The sequence below is a fragment of the Mycobacterium scrofulaceum genome (assembly GCF_001667885.1).
GTDB lineage: Bacteria > Actinomycetota > Actinomycetes > Mycobacteriales > Mycobacteriaceae > Mycobacterium > Mycobacterium scrofulaceum_C.
The window spans coordinates 1-22,328 of sequence record NZ_LZJW01000173.1; the positions used below are offsets into that span (position 1 = coordinate 1).

The window sequence follows — 22,328 nt, forward strand, 5'->3', positions numbered from 1 at the left end:
CGTATTCGTGTCCCATGGGGGCGTCGTGAACCTCGTCCGCGCCGCGATACGGCCACAGATCCGAACCACAGATGCAGGTCGCCGACATCTTGATGATCGCGTCCGTCGGATGGATGATCTCGGGGTCGTCCCGGTCTTCGACTCGCACGTCCCCCGGGGCATGCATCACGACGCCGCGCATTGGCTGGGCCTTCCTCTGCATCATTTTTCGGTCTTACTCGACCCTAGTCGCGGCGCGTTTGGGCCGCGCGGCGCCGGTGCCGCGCACGCGGGTGCGCCCCGGTCGACGGCTCGGCGCCCGCGGCACCGAATCCGTCCGCTCGATCTTCGGACGAAGTCGGAAAACCGTTGCGTGTCTTCCGCGCAAGCGCCACCGTCGCCTTTAAGCTGGCTCCGATCAAGAGGAGGGGCAGCGACGTATCGGCATCAACTATGGCGCCGGGCGACAAGGTGGTCAGGGCGCGTTAACCGCGAGCGCTGAGCCGGGCGGGATCCATCCCGCGCCGGCTCGTCGTGGTCGGCGGGACCGGTGGGTCGCTCCCGTGCGTAGGGCCGGTCGGCTGGCGATCTGGGACAAGCCGGAGCGGCGCAGCGGGATTCCGGCGCTCGACGGGCTGCGCGCGATAGCGGTCGCGCTGGTGTTGGTCGGGCACGGCGGCATCCCCGGGGTGGGCGGCGGATTCATCGGCGTCGACGTCTTCTTCGTGCTCAGCGGATTCCTGATCACCGCACTGCTGCTGGACGAGCTGGGCCGAACGGGCCGTATCGAGCTGACCGGCTTCTGGATTCGCCGCGCACGCCGGCTGCTGCCGGCCCTGGTGCTGATGGTGCTCACCGTCGGCGCGGCCCGCCAACTCCTTCCCGACCGCTCCCTCACCGGCCTGCGCGACGACGCGATCGCGGCGTTCGTGTGGATGGCGAACTGGCGGTTCGTCGCTCAGAAGACCGACTACTTCACGCAGGGCGCGCCGCCCTCGCCGTTGCAGCACACCTGGTCACTCGGGGTGGAGGAGCAGTACTACTTCGTGTGGCCGGTGCTGCTGATCTCGGTGACGCTGCTGCTGGCCGCGCGGGCGCGGCGCCGCTTCACCCGCGCCACCGTCGGCGGTGTCCGATTCGCGACGTTCGTCATCGCCACCGTGGGGGCCCTGGCTTCGGCCGCGATCGCCATGGTGATGGTGTCCGACGGCACCCGCGACCGCGTCTATTTCGGCACCGATACCCGCGCGCAGGCGCTGCTGACCGGCGCCGCGGCGGCGGCGCTGCTGGTCCGGGACTGGCCGTCGCTGAACCGCGGCTGGTGCCTGATCCGAACCCGGTGGGCGCGCCGCGTCGCCCGCATTCTGCCGTTCGCCGGATTGGCGGGACTTGCGGCGGCGACCCACTACGCGACCGGCGGTAGCGGCGAATTCCGCCACGGTCTGCTCCTCGGGGTCGCGATCGCGTCCGTCGTCGTGGTGGCGCCGGTGGCCTTGGAGCAGCGCGGAGCGGTGGCCCGCATCCTGGCCGCGCCGCCGCTGGTGTGGCTGGGCACCATCTCCTACGGCGTCTACCTGTGGCACTGGCCAATCTTCTTGGCGCTGAACGGCGAACGCACCGGATGGAGCGGGCTGCCGCTGTTCGCCGCGCGCTGCGGCGCGACGGTGGTGCTGGCGGCGGCGTCCTGGTGGCTGATCGAGCAGCCGATCCGGCGCTGGCGGCCCGCGCGGGTGCCGCTGTTGCCGTTGGCGGCGGCGACCGTGGCGAGCGCCGCCGCGGTGACCCTGCTGGTGGTCCCCGTGGGGACCGGGCCCGGCCTGCGCGAGGCCGGCCTGCCACCGGGAGTCTCGGCGGTCGCCGCCGTGTCCCCGTCGCCGCCCGGCGGCAGCCGACCCGCCGGTCCCCGCGACCCCAACCGCCCGTTCACGGTCTCGGTCTTCGGCGATTCGATCGGGTGGACCTGGATGCATTACCTACCGCCGACGCCGGGATTCGCGTTCCTCGACCACACCGTCATCGGCTGCAGCCTGGTGCGCGGCACGCCGTATCGGTACATCGGTCAAACCCTGGAGCAGAGGCCGGAGTGCGACGGCTGGCCGATCAGATGGTCGACGCAGGTCGCCCAGGACCAGCCGGACGTCGCGCTGTTGGTCATCGGCCGGTGGGAGACCGTGGACCGCGTCAACGAGGGGCAGTGGACCCACATCGGCGACCCGACCTTCGACGCGTACCTCAACGGTGAGCTGGAGCGGGCGTTGAACATCGTGGGTTCCACCGGCGTTCGGGTGGTGGTCGCCACCGTGCCCTACAGCCGGGGCGGGGAAAAGCCGGACGGTCGACTGTATCCGGAGGACCAACCGGACCGGGTCAACCTGTGGAACGCCATGCTGCGCAAGACGGTGAGCCATCATCCGAACGTGCAAATCCTGGACCTGAACAAAAAGCTGTGTCCGGACGGCGTTTACACCGCCAAGGTCGACGGCATCAAGGTGCGCAGCGACGGCGTCCACCTCACGCCCGAAGGGGTGAAGTGGTTGACGCCGTGGCTCGAGGAATCGCTGCGTTAAGCCCCGGTGCGGCAGCTCACTTCCATGCTATCGCTGTCCCGGACCGCGAAATTGAAACTGACGTAACCGTTCTCGGGAGCACGCACCCGATCCAGATAGGGCTGGGTGTCCGGGGCGTTGGTGTTGTCTGCGACCACCAGCGCGCCCGTCGACAGCCGCGGCTCGAGCAGCTCGATCACCGGCAGGTACAGGTCCTTCCAACCGTCCAGCAAAACGAAGTCGACCGGACCGTCGAGGGCGGCCAGCGTGGCCAGCGCGTCCCCTTCGAGGATGGTGATCACGTCGTCGAGGCCGGTCTGAGCGAATGTCTGCCGCGCGGCGGCGATCTTGGAGTCGCTGAGCTCGGTCGTCACCACGCGGCCGGCGCCGTTGTCGCGCACCGCAGACGCCAGGTGGATGGCGGAGATGCCGAACGACATGCCGAACTCGACGACCGTCGCCGGCCGGGTCGCGCGCACCAGCGCGTAGAGCAACCGGCCGGCCTCGGGCGTGACGGGGATGTAGAACTCGCTCATCGCGTCGGCGCGCTCCTGCGCGGTCATCGGCCGATCGAAGTCGCCATGCCGCTGACGCAGCAGCGACATCTGGTCCTTCGCTTCGGTGTACATGCGGTCGAGCACGGACGCGACCTTCGGGTCTTGGAGAGTGTTGGCCATGCCGTCGAGGGTAGGCGCCGGCGGCGGGCGAGCGGCTGCGCAAAAGCCAGCCGGGGCTCCGACCTGCCGTAACGGTTTCGCAAATCAGTTTGACGGGCATTGGGCCGCGGTGTAGAAAGGTCTTCGCAAGCACCTCGGTAGGTGAGGCGTCTGCATGGACACAGGCCACTGACCCCGAACGTCGAGAGACGCCCCGGGTCAGGACAGCTCTTCCCGGACCCAAGGGTTGAGCCCAAGTGGCTTCCGGAACGCGGGTTGCGACTTCCGGATACGCCGTGCAGTGCCGAAGCTCCGACGAGAGGGGTGCGGCCGGCGGCGTGCCGTCGGCATTCGCTCCTTTCGAAGTTCAGGTGACATGTGATGACACCCGCGCGTGTCGTGGCCGTGAGGAGGTGAGGGCGAGATGAGTCCAGGCGATAGTCCCTATCCGAAATCCGTCTTGTCCCGATCCGGTTCCGGCGTTCGTTCTGCCGCTTGAGCTTTCGCGGGCCTCCCGGTACCTCGCGCGCGCCGAAGCGCCCGCGACCTGCCGTCGCTGCCCGTCTGACCTGAGCCGATCGGGCCTCCCCGAAAGAGAGAAGATCATGGCTTTTGTTCTCACACACCGTGTTACCGGCCGCGCCGGGGGGCGCGGCCGGGCGTTGCTGCGGTCGGCGCGCCTGTTGGCGACCAAGTTGCACGCGCGGAGCACCCTGACTCCCCAGGAGCGGGCCAACCTGTACGTGTCGCAGATGCCGATCGCGGTAGTCACGGCCTCGCTGGGCGGGCACCCCTCGCCCGGCGAGCGCCGGTGACGATTCGAGCGAGCACACCATGAGCCCCGTCTCGTGGGCGGCGCCTCATGGTCAATCCTTGGGCAGCAGAACGATTTTGCCGCGGGTGTGGCGCTTCTCCAGTTCTTCGTAGGCGTCGGCGACCCGATCCAGCGGATAGGTGGCGGCGACCTCGAAATCGATCGCGCCACTGGCGACGAGGTCGGCCATCTCGGCCAGCACCTCCGGCGTCGACGCCTCGGCGCTGCCTTCGGTCTTCGCGCCCACCTCGGCGGCCTTCTGGAACGAGATGATGGTGTCGATTCGTTCCGGTGCCACGCCGAGGTCGACGGCGAGCTGCACGTAATCGGGTCCGAACAGGTCGATGAACGCGTCGATCCCCGCCGGCGCCGCCTCGCGCAGCCGATCGGCCAGCCCGTCCCCGTACGGGATCGGGATGACGCCGTGGGCGCGCAGCCAGTCGGCGTTGTCCGGTCCGGCGATGCCGAGCACCCGCGCCTGGCGCAGCGCCAGGAGTTGCACAACGAGGCTGCCCACCCCGCCCGCGGCCGCCGAAACGGCGACCGTCTCACCCGGTTGCGGCGCCACCGCCCGAACGGCCGCGTACGCCGTCACGCCGACGACGTAGAGCGAACCCGCCACCGCCCAACTGAGTTGAGGCGGTTTGCGAATCAACTGGCCAACCGGGACCGCGGCGTGGGTGGCGTGGCTGGATCGGCGGAAACTGAACCCCAAAACCTCGTCGCCGACCGCGAATTCGCTGACGCCGGGGCCTATCTCGGTGACGATTCCGGCGAGGTCGCTGCCCTCACCGGACGGGAAGCTCGCGGGAAACATCTCGTGCATCGCGCCGCTTCGGATCGCCGCCTCACCGGGGTTGATCCCGGCGGCGCGGACCTCGACGACGACCTCGCCGGGCCCGGGCGTGGGCATGTCGACGTCGGCGACGTACAGCACCTCGCGACCCCCGTACCGGTCGAACCGTACAGCGCGCGCCGCGGCAGCCGTCATGTCATCCCTCCCATCGCGAACCTGAGCTCCCCACGCCAGCATAGGCACGCGAAAACGGGTACCCAGTCCCCGTCGTGGGTGGCGCAGCTTCGAAGGCGGCACCGGCGCCGGGTCACGGAAGGAACGCCCATGAAGGTCGCTCGCATCGGTGCCGCCGGTTCGGCCGTCGCCGCCATCGTGATTGGCGCGGCGGTCGCCGGTTGCGGCGGCAGCAACAACGCATCGCCGACGCCTTCCGTCACGGCGTCCCGGTCCGGCGGCCCCTCGATCAGTTCCAGCGTGGCCAGCCCCTCGCCGGGGCAACCGACGGATTACAGCGCTCTGCTGATCAAGCCGGCCGACATCGGCGGGGACCTCACCGCGCCGCAGCCCCCGGTGCTCAACCCCAACAACGCGCCGGGGGTGGCGCAACTGTTCGCGAGCCCCGACAACAGCCGGCGGATCGGCGACAGCATCCTCATCGTCGCCGATCCCGCGACGGCGGCGGCGGGAATCGTCAACACCAAAGCCAACTACGGCGGCAAGGTCACCGGGACCTGGCAGCCGGTCGATGTCGGCTCCGACGGGACGATGATTTCCGGGACCTCACCCGACAACTCCCAGGCGGTGACCGTGCTGTTGTTCAGCGAGGGCAGGGCGCTCGTCAACATCGAATTCGACACCGCGGTGGCGGATCCGATCGATCCGGCCGTGGCCGTCGACATCGGGCGCAAGCAAGACGCCGCGATCAAGAACGGGTTGCCGGGCTAGCCGCTACACCAGGCCGAGCAATCGCAGGTCGAACACGTACTTGGCGATCAGGTCGGCCGACAGGTGTGGAATGTCCTTGTCGGCACCGATTTTGGCCGCCTGAACCGCCGCACGGAACGCATCGGTCGGGGCGGGCGCCCCGCGTAGCGGCCTCTCCGGCTGACGGTAGGCATCCAGCAGCGGCAGCACGGACTGTTGCCGCTGCTTGTCCGGCAGGGCCCGAAGCGCCGTGCCGAATCGCCGCAGCCATTCGTCGTAATCCTCGATGCGCCGGATGTCGTGACCGTCGGCGATCAGCCAGTCCACGAACACGTCCAGGGAGATGCCGTCGTCGTGCGGGTTCATCACGTCGAAGGAGTGGAACGTCCCGGACGAATCCGTGTCGCCGGCGGCCGTCGCGAGCTGCTCGCCGAGCGCCGTCACCGCCTCGGCAACGAAGTCCGCGGGCAGCCCGTCGTAGTGCGCCCGGGCCCGGTCACCGGTGGCGGTGGGCTCGTAGAACGACGACGGCGCGATGCCCGTCACCAGCAGGCTGAAGATCAACCGCGTGAAGGCATCTGGCACGTTCAGCTGTCCGGCGTAGCTGCTGTGGGCGAGGATCATGTCGGACCGGAAGACGGCGACCGGCAGCCCGCACAGGTCGTGCGCCTCGCGCAGCAGCACCTCTCCGGCCCACTTGCTGTTGGCGTACCCGTTGGCATAGCCGGATCCGATCGGCCGCACCGGGCTGATCGTGCGGATATCGCCGTCCTCGACAAACTGTTCGGGGTCGACGGACATCGCCACCGCGACCGTCGACAGGTAGGTCACCGGTTTGATGCGCGCGGTGAGCGCGAGGCGGATGATCTGCGCGGTGCCAACGACATTGGGCCCGAACAGCTGGTCGTACGGCAACACGTGATTGACCAGCGCCGCCGGGTGAACGATCATGTCGACGCTGCGGGCCAGCCGGTCCCACGTCTCCTGATCCAGCCCGAGGTTCGGCTCGCCGATGTCGCCGGCGATCACCTCGAGGTGGTCGGCCGCCAGTTCGCGAAACCGATTGAGAAGATGCGGATCGCCGCTGCGGTAGACCTCTTCGAGCCGCTCGGTGGCAGCCGCGGCATCGGTGCCGCGCACGATGCAGACGAGGCTCCCGCCCGTCTCGGCGAGCCGCTCCAGCCACTCCAGGCACAGGAAGCGGCCGAGATAGCCGTTGGCGCCGGTCAACAGCACCGTGTGCGGTGTGCCGGTGGCCCGCGGCAGGGCCGGGGCGTCGGCCAGGGTCTTCGGGTCCAGAAATGCGTCCAGCCTGAGATCGGCCGCGCGGGCCTCGGTGGCGTCCCGTCCGTGCACGGACGTGAATGTCGGGCGGCGCGACCCCGAGCGGCGTTCGGCCGCAACGAAATCCGCGAGCTGAGCCAAATCGGTGGCCGGACCGGTGATCATCCCCACCGGCACCTCGACGTCGAAGATGTCCTCCAAGAGGTTAGAAAAGGTCAACGCCGACAGAGAATCTCCGCCGAGTTCGATGAACAGGGCGTCCGGCTCGGGCGGGCCGCCGGCGAGTCCGAGCAGTGCCTCGGCGGCGCGGGCCAGCGTGTCGATGACCGGCCGGTCCGCGGCGCCCTCGCGCAGCGCCCGCAACTCGGTCACCCGATTGGCGGCCAACTCCGCGTACAACTGCTCGAGCCGCTCGCCATAGTGCTCCTTGAGCTTCGGCCGGAGCAGCTTGCCCACCCCGGACAGCAGGCCGTTGTCCTCGCTGAACGGCTCGGCCTCGACGAGAAAGTCGACCGGCACCTCGTAGGACTGCAGCTCGGCGAGTTTGGCCGCCTGGCGCAAAGATTCATGCAGGGCGGCCTTGAGCCCGTCAGCGTCTCCGGCAAACCGGTCCAACGCGTCGGCGGTCGGCACGATAACGGCCAGCAGGTAGGGCCGTTCGCTGTTGCCGTACACGAAGATCTGGCGAATCGACGCCGCGCTGCTGAACACTGCCTCGAGGCGGGCAACCGCGACGAATTCGCCTTGGGCGAGCTTCAATACGTTGTTGCGCCGGTCGACATAGGCGAGGCGATTCCGCTCCAGCTCGGCCATCACGTCGCCGGTCCGGTAGTAGCCGTCCTCATCGAAGGCATTGGCGGTGACGTCCGGGCGCTTGAAGTATCCGGGGGTGGCCGTCAGCGACTTGACCAGCAGCTCGCCCCGCGGAAAGGGCTTGTCGGTAAGGAAATAACCCAGTTCGGGAACGTCGACGAGCTTGTAGTCCAGCACCGGCGGCGCAGCGATCCGGCCGTCCTTGGTCACCATTCCGACCTCGGTCAGTCCGTAGCCGTCGAGGACGTGGACCTCCAGGCAACTTTCGACGAAAGCCCTCATCTCGGCTGCCAGCGGCGCGGTGCCGCAGAAGGCGGTGACGATGCGCCCGCCCAAGACCCGCTCGCGCAATTCGGTCCGCGCCTCGGCTTTGGCGGCTTCCGCGTCGGCGCCTTCGGACATCAGGCGGTCGACGGCGCTTTGGTAGCGTTGATACAGCATTTCGGCGACCCTGGGCACCAGGCCCATTTCGGTGGGGCGCACCAGGTTCCAGTCGTCGAACAGCGTGGACAGGTCGCTCTCGGGCACGAAGTAGCTGGTGCCGCCCGCCTGGAATGCCGTCGACAGCGGGATCCGTCCGCCGAGGTGGTTGAGCGGCATGAAGTTGACGTTGAACACGGGCGTGTCGGCGAAGTCGGGCATCAGCTCGTTGGTCCACAGCTTGCACAGCATGCGCTCGGTGTACATGGCGCCCTTGGGCAGTCCCGTGCTGCCCGAGGTGTACATGATCATGGCCAGCCGCTCGTCGGTGTCGTCGACGTACGGCGGTTCGGGAGGAAGGGCGCGCCCGCGTTCGATCACCTCGTCGAACGTCTCGATCGTCACCGACGTACCCGAGGCCGATAGCTTCGCCCGTGCACGCGCCAAAGCCTCACGCTGGTCGTCGATTTGGGGCGAGTAGTCGAAGACCACCAGGCGCCGCAACGACGCGCTGCCCAGCGCAGCCTCGACGGCGAGGTCCAGATAGCCGGCACCCGCCGCGAGCACGCGCGGCTCGACCTCGGCGACGATGGGCCGCAACCGGGACGCCGGCGCGTTGTGCTGCAGCGGCACGGCGACCAGCCCGAGGTATCCACAGACTAAATCCAGGGTCAGGTACTCGGCGCTGGCGAAACCGACTGTGGCCACGAAGTCTCCGGGCGCCACCGGGTTAGCGGCGTCATTGCGCCAGGCGGTGGCGATCGCTGTGACGTTGGCCCATAGCTCCCGGTAGCTGATCGTCTCGAACCGGGGGAGCAGTTGCGCAGTGGTGCGGCCGTTTTCGGGATCGGTGACCAACGAGCGTGCCCGCCAGCCCAGGGCCGGGCGATCGGCGTAGCCGTCGACGAGGGTCTGCAGGATCTCGGTCAGCCGCAGCCCAGGCCGGCGCGCCGTCCGCTGGAGCGAGGGGTCGGGCTTGGCGTTCTGAAATTGGTCGTCCGCGGCCTCCAGTCGGCGAATGCGGCCCGACACCCGCTCGCGCACCGGACTGCCCGCGCCCACAACGGCCGATTCGTCGTGCTCCGCATCACCGGTCATCAACAGCCTCCCGCTCGGATCCTCGTCCTTCGGGAAACTCACCGCTGCGGGCCTGTCTTCCGTTCAATCGTTGTGACGGTCGTCACAGGAACCGGTGGGCGTGCGGGAGGGAAAGGATCGCACCGCTTTTCGGAAGGGGCCCCGGTGTGGCCGCGATCAGGCGACGACCTGTATCGGGTCGCCCACGTTCACCTGGTTGAAGTACCAGGCGGCGTTGTCCGGGCTGAGGTTGATGCAGCCATGGCTCACGTTGGCGTACCCCTGGGAGTCGACCGACCAGGGTGCGGAGTGGACGTAGACGCCGCTCCACGTGACGCGGACCGCGTACTGGGCGGTGATCTTGTATCCCTCGGGCGAACTCAGCGGGATACCGATGGTTCGCGAGTCCATCACTACGGACCGCTCCTTCTCCAGCGCGGTGAAGTTGCCGATCGGCGTGGGACGGCTGGGCTTGCCCATCGAAGCGGGCATGGTGCGGAGCACCTCGCCGTTTCGGCTGACGGTGAAGGTGTGCCCGGAGATGCTGGCGACGCCGAGAAGCGCGTCACCGGTGTCGAATCCCGTCGTCATGGCCTGGATCCCGACCGAGACGTGGGTGTGAGGAGGCCAGTACTGGTTCGGCACCCACTGCACCACGTCGTCCTTGACCCATTCGAAGTGTCCCGGCGTGTTGCTCGGTGACGTCACGTGGATGGACCGCTCGACGGCGGCGCGGTCACCGACGGGTGCCGTGAAAGTCACCACCACCGGGTGCGCGACCCCGACCACCGCGCCGTCGGCCGGCAAAACCGCGGCGATCCCGGGCTGGGGTAGCGGTGCGGGAATCGCGGCGTGGCTGCGGCCGGTCGCTCCGACGAGACCCAGCGTCGTGATCGCGACCATAACAAACAGATAACGAACACCGCGGCGCATGGCGTCCACCCTTCGATATGGTGCGATAAACACCAGATTATTCTACTGGCTGTCCCGGCGCTGCCGCTTTCAGCAAACCCTTGCGGGTCCGCCGCTCGGCGGTAGCGATCCGATCATCGCTTGGATTCCGCCATGTTGATGGGTGCTTCCATGGCGGGGCCCTGGCCCGGTCTGTCGAGAATTACCACAATCGGCCGGAGATAAACGGCCGGCTTCAGGATGGCGGTGCCATCGGCGGGGCTTTCCCACCAGCGCAGTCGCTTTCGGGACGGTCGAGTCCGGGTCGCCCGCGCCGTCATCTTTGGATCGTTTGTCGCCGCCGGCCCGCTGGTTGGCCGGGGCGCCGGTGACGCGTTAGCCTCGGCAAAACTCCTTCGGGCAGAGGAGGTGCCGGTGCTCTTCCGTCAGCTGGAGTATTTCGTCGCGGTCGCACAGGAGCGCCACTTCGCCCGCGCGGCCGAGAAGTGCTTCGTCTCGCAACCGGCGCTCTCCGCCGCGATCGCCAAGCTGGAACGGGAGCTGAACGTCACGCTGATCAATCGCGGCCACAGCTTCGAGGGCCTCACGCCCGAAGGGGAGCGGTTGGTGGTGTGGGCCAGGCGGATTCTGGCCGAGCACGACGCGTTCAAGGCCGAGGTGCATGCGGTGCGGTCCGGCATCACCGGGATGCTCCGGTTGGGGACGGTGCCCACGGCTTCGACGACGGCCTCGCTGGTGCTGTCGGCGTTCTGCTCGGAGCACCCGTTGGCGAAGGTGCACATCCTTTCCCGGCTCGCGGGAACCGAACTGTACCGTCGGCTGCGGGAATTCGAATTGGACGCCGCGATCGTGCATGCGGAGCCGGACGAGGCCCATGAAGTCAACCTGGTGCCGCTCTACCGGGAGCACTATGTGCTGTTGTCCCCGGCGGACATGTTGGGTTCCGCCGCGTCGACGATGACCTGGCCGGAGGCCGCGCAGCTGCCGCTGGCTCTGCTCACCGCCGATATGCGGGACCGCCAGATCATCGACAAGGCCTTTGCCGACCACGCCATCGAGGTGTCCCCGCAGGTCGAAACCGACTCCGTCGCTTCGCTATTCGCGCAGGTCGCTGCCGGCAACTGGGCGTGCATCGTGCCGCACACCTGGTTGTGGACGTCGCCGCTGGGCCCGGAGGTCCGCGCGGTTCGGATGGTCGACCCGGCGCTCACGGCGGACATCGCGCTGGCCACCAACGCCGCCGGCCCCGGGTCACCGATCGCCCGCGCGCTCGCCGCCTCCGCCGCCCAGCTGTCGCTGAACGAGTTCTTCGACACCCAGCTATCGCGGCTCACCCACCGGCGCTGACCGCCTTGCTGGTCGGGTTCAGGCTCGCCAGATGCCCGCTTTCCACCCCCGCCGCCGGGTCGAGCTCGCAGTCGATGATCGCCGGACCGCGAGAGGCGATCGCCTCGGACAGCGCCGAGCGCAACTCCGACGGGGTGGTGACGTGATATCCCTTGCCGCCGAACGCCTCCGCAATCAGCTCGTGACGCGCCCGCGCGTTGAGTACGGTCGGCGCCGGGTCGGAACCATTGGGTGCCTCGTCGCCGCGGTAGACGCCACCGTTGTTGAGAATGACCACCGTCACCGGAAGGCGGTAGCGGCACACGGTTTCGACTTCCATGCCGCTGAAGCCGAACGCGCTGTCCCCCTCGATCGCGACCACCGGCTGCCCGGTCTCGACGGCGGCGGCGATGGCGTAGCCCATGCCGATGCCCATCACGCCCCAGGTGCCCGTGTCCAACCGGTGCCGCGGTACCTCCATGCCGATCACGTTGCGCGCCAAATCCAGCGCGTTGGCCCCTTCATTGACAACGTAGGTGTCCGGGTTGTCCCGCAGCACGGCGCGAATCGCGCCGAGCGCGTTGTAGAAGCGCATCGGGTGCGGGTCTTCGGCCAGGCGCTCCCGCATCTTGGCGTCATTGCGGGCGGTGCGTTCGGCCAACTCCTGGGTCCATTCCGCGGACACGGTGACGGGCTGGGCGGCCAAGCCGTCACGCAACGCCGTCATCACCGAACCGATGTCACCGGCCAGGGGCGCCACGATCGGCTGATTGCTGTCGAACTCCGCCGGCGCGATATCGACCTGGATGAACTTGGCCTCCGCCGACCACTGCGGCGAATCGCCGTGTCCGAGGAGCCAATTGAGCCGCGCGCCGACCAACAACACGGCGTCGGCGCGCGCCACCGCGAGCGAGCGCGCGGCCGCCGCGGACTGCGGGTGTGAGTCCGGCAGCAGGCCCTTGGCCATCGACATCGGCAGGAACGGAATCCCGCTGGTCTCCACGAACTCGCGAATCACGTTGTCGGCCTGGGCGTATGCGGCGCCCTTGCCGAGCACGATCAAAGGTCGCTCCGCCCGTGCCAGCACCTGCAGCGCACGTTCGACCGCCTCGGGTGCCGGCAGCTGCCGGGGCGCCGGGTCGACGATCCGCCAGACGGTTTCGGCGCCGGCAGCGGCGTCCATGGCCTGCCCCAGCACGTCACCGGGGATGTCGAGGTAAACGCCGCCGGGACGGCCGGAGATCGCGGTGCGCATGGCGCGCGCCACCCCGCGCCCGACGTCCTCGATCCGGTCGATCCGATACGCGGCCTTGGCGAACGGCCGCGCGGCGTTGAGCTGGTCGATGTCCTGGTAGTCACCGCGCTGCAGGTCCACCAGCGCCCGATTGCTGGAGCCCGAGATCTGGATCATCGGGAAGCAATTCGTGGTCGCGTTGGCCAACGCCGGCAACCCGTTGAGGAAACCGGGCCCGGACGTCGTGAGGCTCACACCCGGTCGCCGCGTGAGGAATCCGGCGGCCGCCGCCGCGTTGCCCGCCGAAGTCTCCTGCCGGAAGCCGATGTAGCGGATGCCCGATGCCTGTGCGACGCGGGCGAGGTCGGTGATCGGGATGCCGACGATCCCGTAGATGGTGTCCACGCCGTTGGCCTTGAGCGCCTCCACCACCAGGTGGAAGCCGTCGATCAGCCGCGCGGACTCCTGCGCCTGGCCGGGAGATGCCGAACCTGCGGTCATGGTGGTGACTCCTCTGGTCGGAGGTCGAGTATTTCCTGCGCCCTTACTCTGACGCCGCCGCCCGGCGGGTGTCCAAGACGGGGACGCTATGCCGCGATTCACGTCGTCTATCGGTGCTGGCCAGCGGGGTTTCCCGGTATCGATAGGCGTTGGTTATCGGTCGTGAGTGATTCGGTATTGGACGGGTGGGCGGCTCAACCGGCATGGTTCGAGCAGTTGCGTGTGACGGCGAAGCGTAAAGGAGCAAAGCGATGGGGTCTGAGGCGATCGTCAGCAGCGAGGTCTCGGGGTCGGCGGAGGCCCCGGGTGCACGCATCGCGGATCTGGTCGAGGAGGTGGCACGCCGGTCTCCGGAGGCGCCCGCCCTCGTCGTCACCGCGGAGCGGATACCGCTGAGCTACCGCGATCTGCTTAGGCTGGTGGACGACCTGGCCGGGCAGCTGCGGCGGACCGGGATCCGGGCCGGTGACCGCGTCGCGCTGCGCTCCGCGAGCAACGCCGAATTCGTCGTCGGGCTGCTGGCGGCTTCGCGGGCCGATCTGGTTGCGGTTCCGCTGGATCCGGCCCTGCCGGTCGGCGAGCAGCGCGCCCGCAGCGAAGCCGTCGGAGCCAGGGCAGTGCTCATCGACGGTGACGCGCCTGACGGGCACGGGAACCAGGCCCTACCGTGGTGGCCGTTCGCGGTGACGTTGGGTGCTGCGGGTGGCGCCCCGGCGGTGCGCTTGGTCGCGACAGCGCCGCCGGCGCAAGGCTTTTCGACCCCGGAGGGTCTACGCGCCGACGACGCCATGATCATGTTCACCGGCGGCACCACCGGGGTGCCGAAGATGGTCCCGTGGACGCGCGGCAACATCGCCGCGTCGGTGCGGGCTATCGTCGCCGGATACGGCCTCGGGCCGCGGGACGCCACGGTGGCGGTGATGCCGCTTTATCACGGTCACGGGCTGCTCGCCGCGCTGCTGGCGACGCTGGTGTCCGGCGGCGCGGTGTTACTGCCCGCGCGCGGACGCTTCTCGGCGCACACCTTCTGGGACGACATCGACGCCGTCGGCGCCACCTGGTACACGGCGGTGCCGACGATCCACCAGATCCTCTTGGAGCGGGCCAAAAGTGACCGACCGGGCAACGCCGCGTTGCGGTTCATCCGCAGCTGCAGTGCGCCCCTGACCGCGGAAGCGGCGCAAAAGCTGCAGGACACGTTCGGCGCCCCGGTGGTCTGCGCCTTCGGCATGACCGAGGCCACCCATCAGGTGGCGACCACCGAAATCGGCCATACCGAAAACCCCGGTGCCACAGCGGGTCTCGTTGGCCGATCGACCGGGCCGCAGATTCGCATCGTCGGGTCGGACGGCGCGCCCCTGCCCACGGGAGAGGTCGGCGAGGTCTGGCTGCACGGGCCCACCGTGGTCCGGGGCTACCTCGGCGACCCGGCGATCACGGCGGTCAACTTCACCGACGGGTGGCTGCGCACCGGCGACCTGGGAACGCTGTCGGCGACGGGCGAGCTGATCATCCGCGGCCGCATCAAGGAACTCATCAACCGGGGCGGGGAGAAGATCTCGCCGGAACGCGTCGAGGGCGTGCTCGGCAGCCATCCCGGCGTGCTGGAGGTCGCCGTCTTCGGGGTGCCGGACACGTTGTACGGCGAGGCCGTCGCCGCGGTGATCGTTCCCCGTGGGGCCGCCGCACCGACCGCGGAGGAGCTCGCGGCGTTCGGCCGCGACCGGCTGGCGCCGTTCGAGGTGCCGGCCAGCTTTCAGCAGGCGGCGGAGTTGCCGCACACCGCGAAGGGCTCGCTGGACCGCCGCGCCGTCGCCGAGCAGTTCGGCGGCGGGGCGTGACGATTCAGACGCTGGCCTTCACCCGGGTGGCCGCGGCCTCCGGCATGGGTTCGTAGCGGGCGAACCCCCGGGTGAACGACGCGGCCCCGTGGGCCAGCGAACGAAGGTCGATCGCGTAGCGCGTCAGCTCCACCTGGGGCACCTCGGCTTTGACCAGCGTGCGTTCGTGGCCCGCGGTGTCGGTGCCGAGCACCCGGCCGCGCCGACCCGACAGATCACCCATCACCGCGCCGACGAAGTCGTCGGGCACCAGTACCGAGATTTCGTCGATGGGCTCGAGCAGGCTGACCCTGGTCGCCGCGGCCGCCTCTCGCAGCGCCAAGGCGCCCGCCGCCTGGAACGCGAAGTCCGACGAGTCCACGCTGTGGGCCTTGCCGTCGAGCAGGGTCACCCGGATGTCGACGACGGGGTAGCCCGCGTGCACGCCCTTTTCCATCTGCGCGCGCACGCCCTTCTCCACGCTCGGGATGAATTGCCGGGGCACCGCCCCGCCGACCACCTTGTCGACGAACTCGAACCCCGACCCCTCCGGCAGCGGCTCGACTTCGATGTCGCACACCGCGTATTGGCCGTGCCCGCCTGACTGCTTGACGTGGCGGCCGTGCCCTTTTGCCTTGCCGCCGAAGGTCTCTCGTAGCGGCACGCGGAGTTCCACGGTGTCGACGGTGACGCCGTACCGGTTGGCCAGCGCATCGAGGACGACGCCGGCGTGGGCTTCGCCCATGCACCACAACACGATCTGATGGGTTTCTTGGTTCTGCTCGATCCGCAGCGTCGGGTCCTCGGCGGCCAGCCGGCCCAGCCCGACCGACAGTTTGTCCTCGTCGGTCTTGGCGTGCGCCTGGATCGCCACCGGCAGCAACGGTTCGGGCATCGTCCACGGTTTCAGGACGAGCGGCTCAGCCTTGTCCGAGAGTGTGTCACCGGTCTCGGCCCGGCTCAACTTGCCGATGGCGCAAATGTCGCCCGCCACCACGGCGGTGGCCGGGCGCTGCTGCTTGCCGAGCGGGAACGACAGGACCCCGACGCGTTCGTCTTCGTCGTGGTCGGGGTGTGTGCTGCCATTCCCGTTGACCGCGCCGAAGAACGACGCAAAATGGCCCGACACATGGACCGTCGTGTCGGGCCTGATGGTCCCGGAGAACACCCGGACCAGGCTCAACCTGCCGACGTAGGGGTCCGACGTCGTCTTCACCACCTCCGCGAGCAGGGGAGCGGCGGGGTCGCAGGTCAGCGTCGCGTGCGGCGAGCCCTGCGGCGTAAACACCTCCGGCAGTGGGTGTTCCATCGGGGAAGGGAAGCCGCGCGTGGCGACCTCCAGCAATTCCAGCGTGCCGACGCCGGTGCTGCTGCACACCGGAATCACCGGGAAGAACGAACCGCGCGCCACCGCGCGCTCCAGGTCCTCGATCAGCACCGCCTCGTCGATGGACTCACCGCCCAAGTAGCGATCCATCAGCGACTCGTCCTCGGATTCCTCGATGATGCCCTCGATCAGGGTTCCGCGGGCCTCCTCGGTCCGGTCGGCGTCGGATGGATCCGCCGGCTGCACGGTCCGCTTGCCGTCGGAATAGTGGTAGCGCGTCTGCGATAGCAACCCGATCAGGCCCTCGCAGGACGGCAGGCCGATCGGGAGGTAGAGCGGTAAGACCTTGTCGCCGAACGCGTTCTGCGCGGCGGCCAGCGCTTCGGCGTAGTTTGCCCGAGTGTGGTCGAGCTTGGTGATCACCACCGCGCGGGGCATGCCGACCTGGTCGCATTCCTGCCACAGCGATTTGGTGGGTTCGTCGACGCCCTCGTTGGCCGCGATCACGAACAGCGCGCAATCCGCGGCGCGCAACCCGGCCCGCAACTCGCCGACGAAGTCGGCGTACCCCGGGGTGTCGACCAGGTTGATCTTGATGCCGTCGTGAGCCAGGGAGGCGACGGAGACGCCGACGGACCGCTGCTGGCGGATCTCGGCGTCGTCGTAGTCGCAGACCGTGCTGCCGTCGGTGACGGAGCCCGCTCTGGTCAGCACGCCGCCGGCGACCAGCAGCGCCTCGACCAGGGTGGTCTTGCCGCCGCCGGACGGCCCGACCAGGACGATGTTGCGCACATCGCCCGGACCGTTCGCGGTGGGGGCAGCCGCCGCGCCCTGGGAAGCATTCGCCTTGTCCGCCATGACGTTCCTCCAGTTCTCCCTGGCCGCGTCGCCGGGGGTGCGCCCAGCTCGGTGTGTCCTAGCTCACAGGACCCAGAAGCAACTTTTCCCCCAACCGCCGCCCAACACAAGGCCACGGGCCGGCCACAATTGCGCCGGTCCTCAGGCGTGCCAGCTCGACCAGCGGCGCACCGCGATCGCGATCACCGGCCCGTTCAGCGAAACAGATTGATACTGAGGGTATTTCGCGCGCAGCAGCCGGTACGCGGAGTCCATCGCCGGCCCGTCGGCGTGGATGGTGGCCGTGCCGTCTACCCGCACCCACCACAATTGCGTCCAATCGTCGGCGTAGTGGTCGGCCAGCAGGCTCACGTGGGGGTTGTGTTCGATGTTCGCCAGCCGCCGCAGTCGCCGCGTCGTCTTGGGTTTGGCGTCGACGGCGGTGTACACCACGTCGGCCGAGTCGGCCACCGCGAACACCACCGGCACCAGATGGGGGAGACCCTCGGGCGTGATCGTGGCCAGCCGGGCCGCCCGGGACCGCGTCAACCAGGCCTTCGGATCGAATTCGCCCACCGTGTCAGCCTAGGCGCCGAACGCAACCTTGCCACTGCCATGAATAGCTACCTGCATTACGGTTATACACACACAGTTGTGCCGCCCAGAACCGCAAGGCCGGGACATTTTGTGTTTACCGCGAAGCAGGAAGGGTGACGGGATGAGCAAATCGCACCACCGCTCGGTCTGGTGGTCATGGTTGGTCAGCGTGTTGGCAGTGGTCGGACTGGGCCTTGCGTTGGGCACCGTGCCGGCGGGCGCATCGCCGTTCACGGCCCCGCAGGCCCCCCTCGATCCGGCGGCATTGGCCGGCCAGGTCGGCCCGCAGGTGGTCAACATCAACACCAAGTTCGGCTACAACAACGCGGTGGGCGCCGGCACCGGGATCGTCATCGACCCCAACGGTGTCGTGCTGACCAACAATCACGTCATTTCCGGTGCGACGGACATCAGCGCCTTCGACGTCGGCAACGGACAGACCTACGCGGTCGACGTGGTCGGCTACGACCGCAGCCAGGACGTCGCGGTGCTGCAGCTTCGTGGGGCGGCCGGCCTGCCGACCGCCGCGATCGGCGGCGGGGTCTCCGTGGGCGAGCCCGTCGTCGCGATGGGCAACGCCGGCGGCCAGGGCGGAACGCCCAGCGCGGTGTCCGGCAAGGTCATCGCGCTCAACCAGTCGGTCTCCGCGACCGACACCCTGACCGGCGCCAACGAGTCGCTGGGCGGCCTCATCCAGGCCGACACGCCGATCCGGCCGGGTGACTCGGGCGGCCCGCTGGTGAACAACGCCGGGCAGGTCGTCGGCGTGAACACCGCCGCCACCGACAACTACAAGATGTCGGGCGGCGGGCAAGGCTTCGCCATTCCGATCGGGCGGGCGATGGGCGTGGCCGGACAGATCCGGTCGGGCGCCGGCTCCAACACCGTGCACATCGGCCCGACCGCCTTCCTCGGACTCGGCGTGACCGACAACGGCAACGGCGCGCGCGTCGAACGGGTGGTCAACACCGGTCCCGCGGGCGCGGCCGGCATCGCCCCCGGGGACGTCATCACCGGGATCGACAGCGTTCCGATCACCGGGGCCACCTCGATGACGGACGTGCTCATTCCGCACCATCCCGGCGATACGATCGCGGTGCACTACCGTGCCGCGGCGGGTGGCGACCGCTCCGTCAACGTGACGCTGGCGGAAGGACCTCCAGCCTGACGCCCGCGCGGAGACTGACTGACTGGCGCTCAATTCCATTGGCGCCATGGGTTTTTCGTCACATCTCAGCGAGCGTGATTCCGAATGTCGCGCCTCGGGTACCCGTGGCATCGTGGATTTGATGAACGACGCACGAGAAGCTGTCGAGCACCATCCCGCGGGAGGAAGTCACGTCGAGGGGGGTGTCGTCGAGCACCCCGATTCGGACGACTTCGACAACGCCGCCGCGCTACCCACCGACCCCACGTGGTTCAAGCACGCTGTGTTCTACGAGGTGCTGGTCCGCGCGTTCTTCGACGCCAACGCGGACGGGTCCGGTGACCTGCGCGGACTACTGGGGCGCCTGGACTACCTGCAGTGGCTCGGCATCGACTGCATCTGGTTGCCGCCCTTCTATGATTCGCCGCTTCGCGACGGCGGGTACGACATTCGGGACTTCTATAAGGTGCTGCCCGACTTCGGGACGGTCGAAGACTTCGTCGCGCTACTGAACGCCGCGCACGAGCGGGGCATCCGGGTGATCACCGACCTGGTGATGAATCACACGTCGGATTCGCACCCCTGGTTTCAGGAGTCGCGGCATGACCCGGACGGCCCGTACGGCGACTTCTACGTTTGGAGCGACACCAGCGAGAAGTACAGCGACGCGCGGATCATCTTCGTCGACACCGAGGAGTCCAACTGGACCTTCGACCCGGTGCGCAAACAGTTCTACTGGCATCGGTTCTTCTCGCATCAGCCGGACCTGAACTACGACAACCCGGCCGTGCAGGAAGCGATGATCGACGTGCTGCGCTTCTGGCTGGGCCTGGGCATCGACGGGTTCCGGCTGGACGCCGTGCCCTACCTGTTCGAACGGGAGGGCACCAACTGCGAGAACCTGCCCGAGACGCACGCCTTCCTCAAGCGCGTCCGCAAGGTCATCGACGACGAGTTCCCGGGCCGGGTGCTGCTGGCCGAGGCCAACCAGTGGCCGGCCGACGTGGTGGAGTACTTCGGCGATCCCACCACCGGCGGCGACGAATGCCATATGGCGTTCCACTTTCCGCTGATGCCGCGCATCTTCATGGCGGTGCGCCGCGAGTCGCGCATTCCGATCTCGGAGATCCTGGCGCAGACCCCGGAGATTCCGGACATGGCGCAATGGGGCATCTTCCTGCGCAACCACGACGAGTTGACGCTGGAGATGGTCACCGACGAAGAGCGTGACTACATGTACTCCGAGTACGCCAAGGATCCGCGGATGAAGGCGAACGTCGGGATCCGGCGCCGCCTGGCGCCGCTGCTGGACAACGACCGCAACCAGATCGAGCTGTTCACCGCGCTGCTGCTGTCGCTGCCCGGCTCGCCGGTCCTGTACTACGGCGACGAGATCGGGATGGGCGACGTCATCTGGTTGGGTGATCGCGACGGGGTGCGCACCCCGATGCAGTGGACACCGGATCGCAATGCCGGGTTCTCCAAGGCCAATCCCGGCCGGCTCTACCTGCCGGCCAGCCAGGACTCCGTCTACGGCTACCAGGCCGTCAACGTCGAGGCCCAACGCGACACCTCGACATCGCTGCTCAACTTCACCCGAATGATGCTGGCCGTGCGGCGCCGCCACGAGGCATTCGCCGTCGGCACATTCGAGGAGTTGGGCGGCTCCAACCCGTCGGTGCTGGCGTTCGTGCGCCAGGTGCCCGGCGGCGGGGACACGGTGTTGTGCGTCAACAACCTGTCGCGGTTCCCACAGCCGATCGAACTGAACCTGCAGCACTGGAGCGGTTGCACGCCGGTGGAGCTGACCGGGCACGTCGAATTTCCGCGGATCGGGCACCTGCCCTATCTGCTGACGTTGCCCGGACACGGTTTCTACTGGTTCCAGCTGACTGCATGCGAGGAGGACTCATGACCGCGCCGGCGACGATGCAGAACGAAATGGACAGGAGCGGCGCCCATGATGACTGATCCCGCGAAACTGCCGTGGTCGGATTGGCTGCCCCAGCAACGGTGGTACGCCGGCCGTAACCGGGAGCTGACCTCCGCCGAGGCCGCGGTGGTCGTGCCGCTGCGCGACGACCTGGACCTGGTGCTGGTCGACGCGCGGTACGCCGACGGCTCGTCCGAGCGCTACCAGGTGATGGTGCAGTGGGACGCCGGCCCGGTCTCCGAGTACAGCACCGTGGCCACCATCGGTGCCGCCGGTGACCGCACGGGGTTCGACGCCCTCTACGACACCGACGCGCCGCGGTTTCTGCTGTCGCTGATCGACTCGTCGGCCGTTCTGACGGGCGCCGGAACCGAGGTGAGGTTCGTCAAGGAGCCCGACGTGGAGCTGCCGTTGGAGGCGATGCCGCACGTCTCCGACGCCGAGCAGAGCAACACCAGCGTGATCTTCGACCGCGCCGCCATCTTCAAGGCGTTCCGGCGGGTCAGCAGTGGCATCAACCCGGACATCGAACTGAATCGGGTCCTGGGCCGTGCAGGCAATCCGCACGTGGCCCGGCTGCTCGGCACCTACGAGCTGGTCGGCCGCGATGGTGCGGAGGACGAGGCGTGGCCGCTCGGCATGGTGACCGAGTTCGCGTCCAACGCCGCAGAAGGATGGGCGATGGCGACCGCCAGCGTCCGCGACCTGTTCGCGGAGGGGGACCTGTACGCCCACGAGGTCGGCGGCGACTTTGCCGGCGAGTCCTACCGACTCGGCGAGGCAGTGGCGTCGGTTCATGCCACGCTGGCCGAGTGCCTCGGGACGGCGGAGTCGGCGTTCCCCGTCGACACCGTGCAGGCGCGGCTGGCCGCGACCGTGGCGAAGGTGCCCGAGCTGCAGGAGTACGCGGCGACCATCGAGGAGCGGTTCGCCAAGCTCGCCGGCCAGACGATCACCGTCCAGCGGGTGCACGGCGACCTGCACCTCGGTCAGGTACTGCGCACCCCCGAGAGCTGGTTGCTGATCGACTTCGAGGGCGAACCGGGGCAGCCGCTCGACGAGCGCCGGGCGCCGGATTCACCGTTGCGCGACGTGGCCGGCGTGCTGCGGTCATTCGAATATGCCGCTTATGGGCCGTTGGTGGACCAGGCGGCGGACAAGCAACTGGCCGCCCGCGCCCGGGAATGGGTGGAGCGCAACAGGACCGCGTTCTGCGAGGGTTATGCCGCCGCGTCGGGAACCGATCCGCGAGATGCGGCCGATGTGCTGGCCGCCTACGAGCTCGACAAGGCCGTGTATGAGGCCGGCTACGAGGCGCGGCACCGGCCCAGCTGGTTGCCAATCCCGTTGCGCTCCATCGCCCGGCTCACCAGCTCTTAGGCGCA

General features: G+C 68.6%; 15 protein-coding genes, 1 pseudogene and 1 riboswitch. Of the genes and pseudogenes, 8 read left to right on the top strand and 8 right to left on the bottom strand.

Translation table 11 applies throughout. The features are described 5' to 3' along the window. Positions 1-181 (bottom strand): annotated as a pseudogene (locus A5681_RS24380) (alcohol dehydrogenase catalytic domain-containing protein); the annotation flags it as partial. A gap of 310 nt (positions 182-491) precedes the next feature. On the opposite strand from A5681_RS24380, the gene A5681_RS24385 reads away from it, so the two are divergent. Beyond that, positions 492-2,546 carry an acyltransferase family protein gene (locus A5681_RS24385; protein ID WP_197498714.1) on the top strand — a complete coding sequence of 685 codons (2,055 nt, stop codon included), beginning with the start codon at positions 492-494 and terminating at the stop codon, positions 2,544-2,546. On the opposite strand, the gene A5681_RS24390 is transcribed toward A5681_RS24385, so the two are convergent. Next, the gene (locus tag A5681_RS24390; RefSeq protein ID WP_067281910.1) at positions 2,543-3,202 is read right to left on the bottom strand and encodes an O-methyltransferase; all 660 of its coding nucleotides are present in this window, start codon (positions 3,200-3,202) and stop codon (positions 2,543-2,545) included. The two genes, A5681_RS24385 and A5681_RS24390, sit on opposite strands and share 4 nt — an antisense overlap. 126 nt (positions 3,203-3,328) lie before the next feature. Then, positions 3,329-3,512, top strand: a riboswitch (M-box (ykoK) riboswitch). A 274-nt stretch (positions 3,513-3,786) separates the two neighbouring features. Here A5681_RS24390 and A5681_RS27305 point away from each other — a divergent pair. Beyond that, a complete protein-coding gene (locus tag A5681_RS27305) occupies positions 3,787-3,996 on the top strand; it encodes a hypothetical protein (RefSeq protein ID WP_156738137.1) in 210 nt (69 codons plus the stop codon). A 51-nt stretch (positions 3,997-4,047) separates the two neighbouring features. On the opposite strand, the gene A5681_RS24395 is transcribed toward A5681_RS27305, so the two are convergent. Beyond that, positions 4,048-4,986 carry an NADP-dependent oxidoreductase gene (locus tag A5681_RS24395; RefSeq protein WP_067281912.1) on the bottom strand — a complete coding sequence of 313 codons (939 nt, stop codon included), beginning with the start codon at positions 4,984-4,986 and terminating at the stop codon, positions 4,048-4,050. A 129-nt stretch (positions 4,987-5,115) separates the two neighbouring features. Here A5681_RS24395 and A5681_RS24400 point away from each other — a divergent pair, with 129 nt between their 5' ends. Beyond that, entirely contained in the window at positions 5,116-5,736 is a 621-nt protein-coding gene (locus A5681_RS24400) for a hypothetical protein (RefSeq protein WP_067281915.1), read from the top strand. Positions 5,737-5,739: 3 nt separating this feature from the next. Here A5681_RS24400 and car read toward each other — a convergent pair whose 3' ends face one another. Together car and A5681_RS24410 are read right to left on the bottom strand one after the other, a co-directional pair. Next, entirely contained in the window at positions 5,740-9,330 is a 3,591-nt protein-coding gene (gene car / locus A5681_RS24405; protein ID WP_067281954.1) for a carboxylic acid reductase, read from the bottom strand. A 156-nt stretch (positions 9,331-9,486) separates the two neighbouring features. After that, positions 9,487-10,242 (bottom strand): L,D-transpeptidase, encoded by a 756-nt coding sequence (locus A5681_RS24410; protein ID WP_067281957.1) that lies wholly within the window; start codon positions 10,240-10,242, stop codon positions 9,487-9,489. Between the two features lie 393 nt (positions 10,243-10,635). On the opposite strand from A5681_RS24410, the gene A5681_RS24415 reads away from it, so the two are divergent. Next, positions 10,636-11,568, top strand: a complete 933-nt coding sequence (locus A5681_RS24415; RefSeq protein WP_067281959.1) for a LysR family transcriptional regulator — start codon at positions 10,636-10,638, stop codon at positions 11,566-11,568. On the opposite strand, the gene oxc is transcribed toward A5681_RS24415, so the two are convergent. Next, positions 11,552-13,282, bottom strand: coding sequence for an oxalyl-CoA decarboxylase (oxc, locus tag A5681_RS24420; protein ID WP_067281920.1), 1,731 nt, complete (start codon positions 13,280-13,282; stop codon positions 11,552-11,554). The two genes, A5681_RS24415 and oxc, sit on opposite strands and share 17 nt — an antisense overlap. Before the next feature lie 251 nt (positions 13,283-13,533). Between oxc and A5681_RS24425 the strand changes: the two genes are divergently transcribed. After that, positions 13,534-15,123, top strand: a complete 1,590-nt coding sequence (locus tag A5681_RS24425; protein ID WP_067281923.1) for a FadD7 family fatty acid--CoA ligase — start codon at positions 13,534-13,536, stop codon at positions 15,121-15,123. A 4-nt stretch (positions 15,124-15,127) separates the two neighbouring features. On the opposite strand, the gene A5681_RS24430 is transcribed toward A5681_RS24425, so the two are convergent. Continuing rightward, positions 15,128-17,287: an elongation factor G-like protein EF-G2 gene (locus tag A5681_RS24430; RefSeq protein WP_067281926.1), complete on the bottom strand. Its 2,160-nt coding sequence runs from the start codon at positions 17,285-17,287 to the stop codon at positions 15,128-15,130. 141 nt (positions 17,288-17,428) lie between these two features. Beyond that, complete coding sequence (locus tag A5681_RS24435; RefSeq protein ID WP_067281929.1) at positions 17,429-17,842, bottom strand: TIGR03668 family PPOX class F420-dependent oxidoreductase; 414 nt, start codon at positions 17,840-17,842, stop codon at positions 17,429-17,431. A 142-nt stretch (positions 17,843-17,984) separates the two neighbouring features. Here A5681_RS24435 and A5681_RS24440 point away from each other — a divergent pair, with 142 nt between their 5' ends. The 3 genes from A5681_RS24440 (at position 17,985) to A5681_RS24450 (ending at position 22,323) form a co-directional block, all read left to right on the top strand. Then, positions 17,985-19,031 carry a S1C family serine protease gene (locus A5681_RS24440; protein ID WP_067281930.1) on the top strand — a complete coding sequence of 349 codons (1,047 nt, stop codon included), beginning with the start codon at positions 17,985-17,987 and terminating at the stop codon, positions 19,029-19,031. A 121-nt stretch (positions 19,032-19,152) separates the two neighbouring features. Next, positions 19,153-20,925: a maltose alpha-D-glucosyltransferase gene (gene treS / locus A5681_RS24445; RefSeq protein WP_067281932.1), complete on the top strand. Its 1,773-nt coding sequence runs from the start codon at positions 19,153-19,155 to the stop codon at positions 20,923-20,925. 48 nt (positions 20,926-20,973) lie between these two features. Beyond that, positions 20,974-22,323: a maltokinase N-terminal cap-like domain-containing protein gene (locus tag A5681_RS24450; RefSeq protein WP_067281962.1), complete on the top strand. Its 1,350-nt coding sequence runs from the start codon at positions 20,974-20,976 to the stop codon at positions 22,321-22,323. Positions 22,324-22,328: the final 5 nt, after the last annotated feature.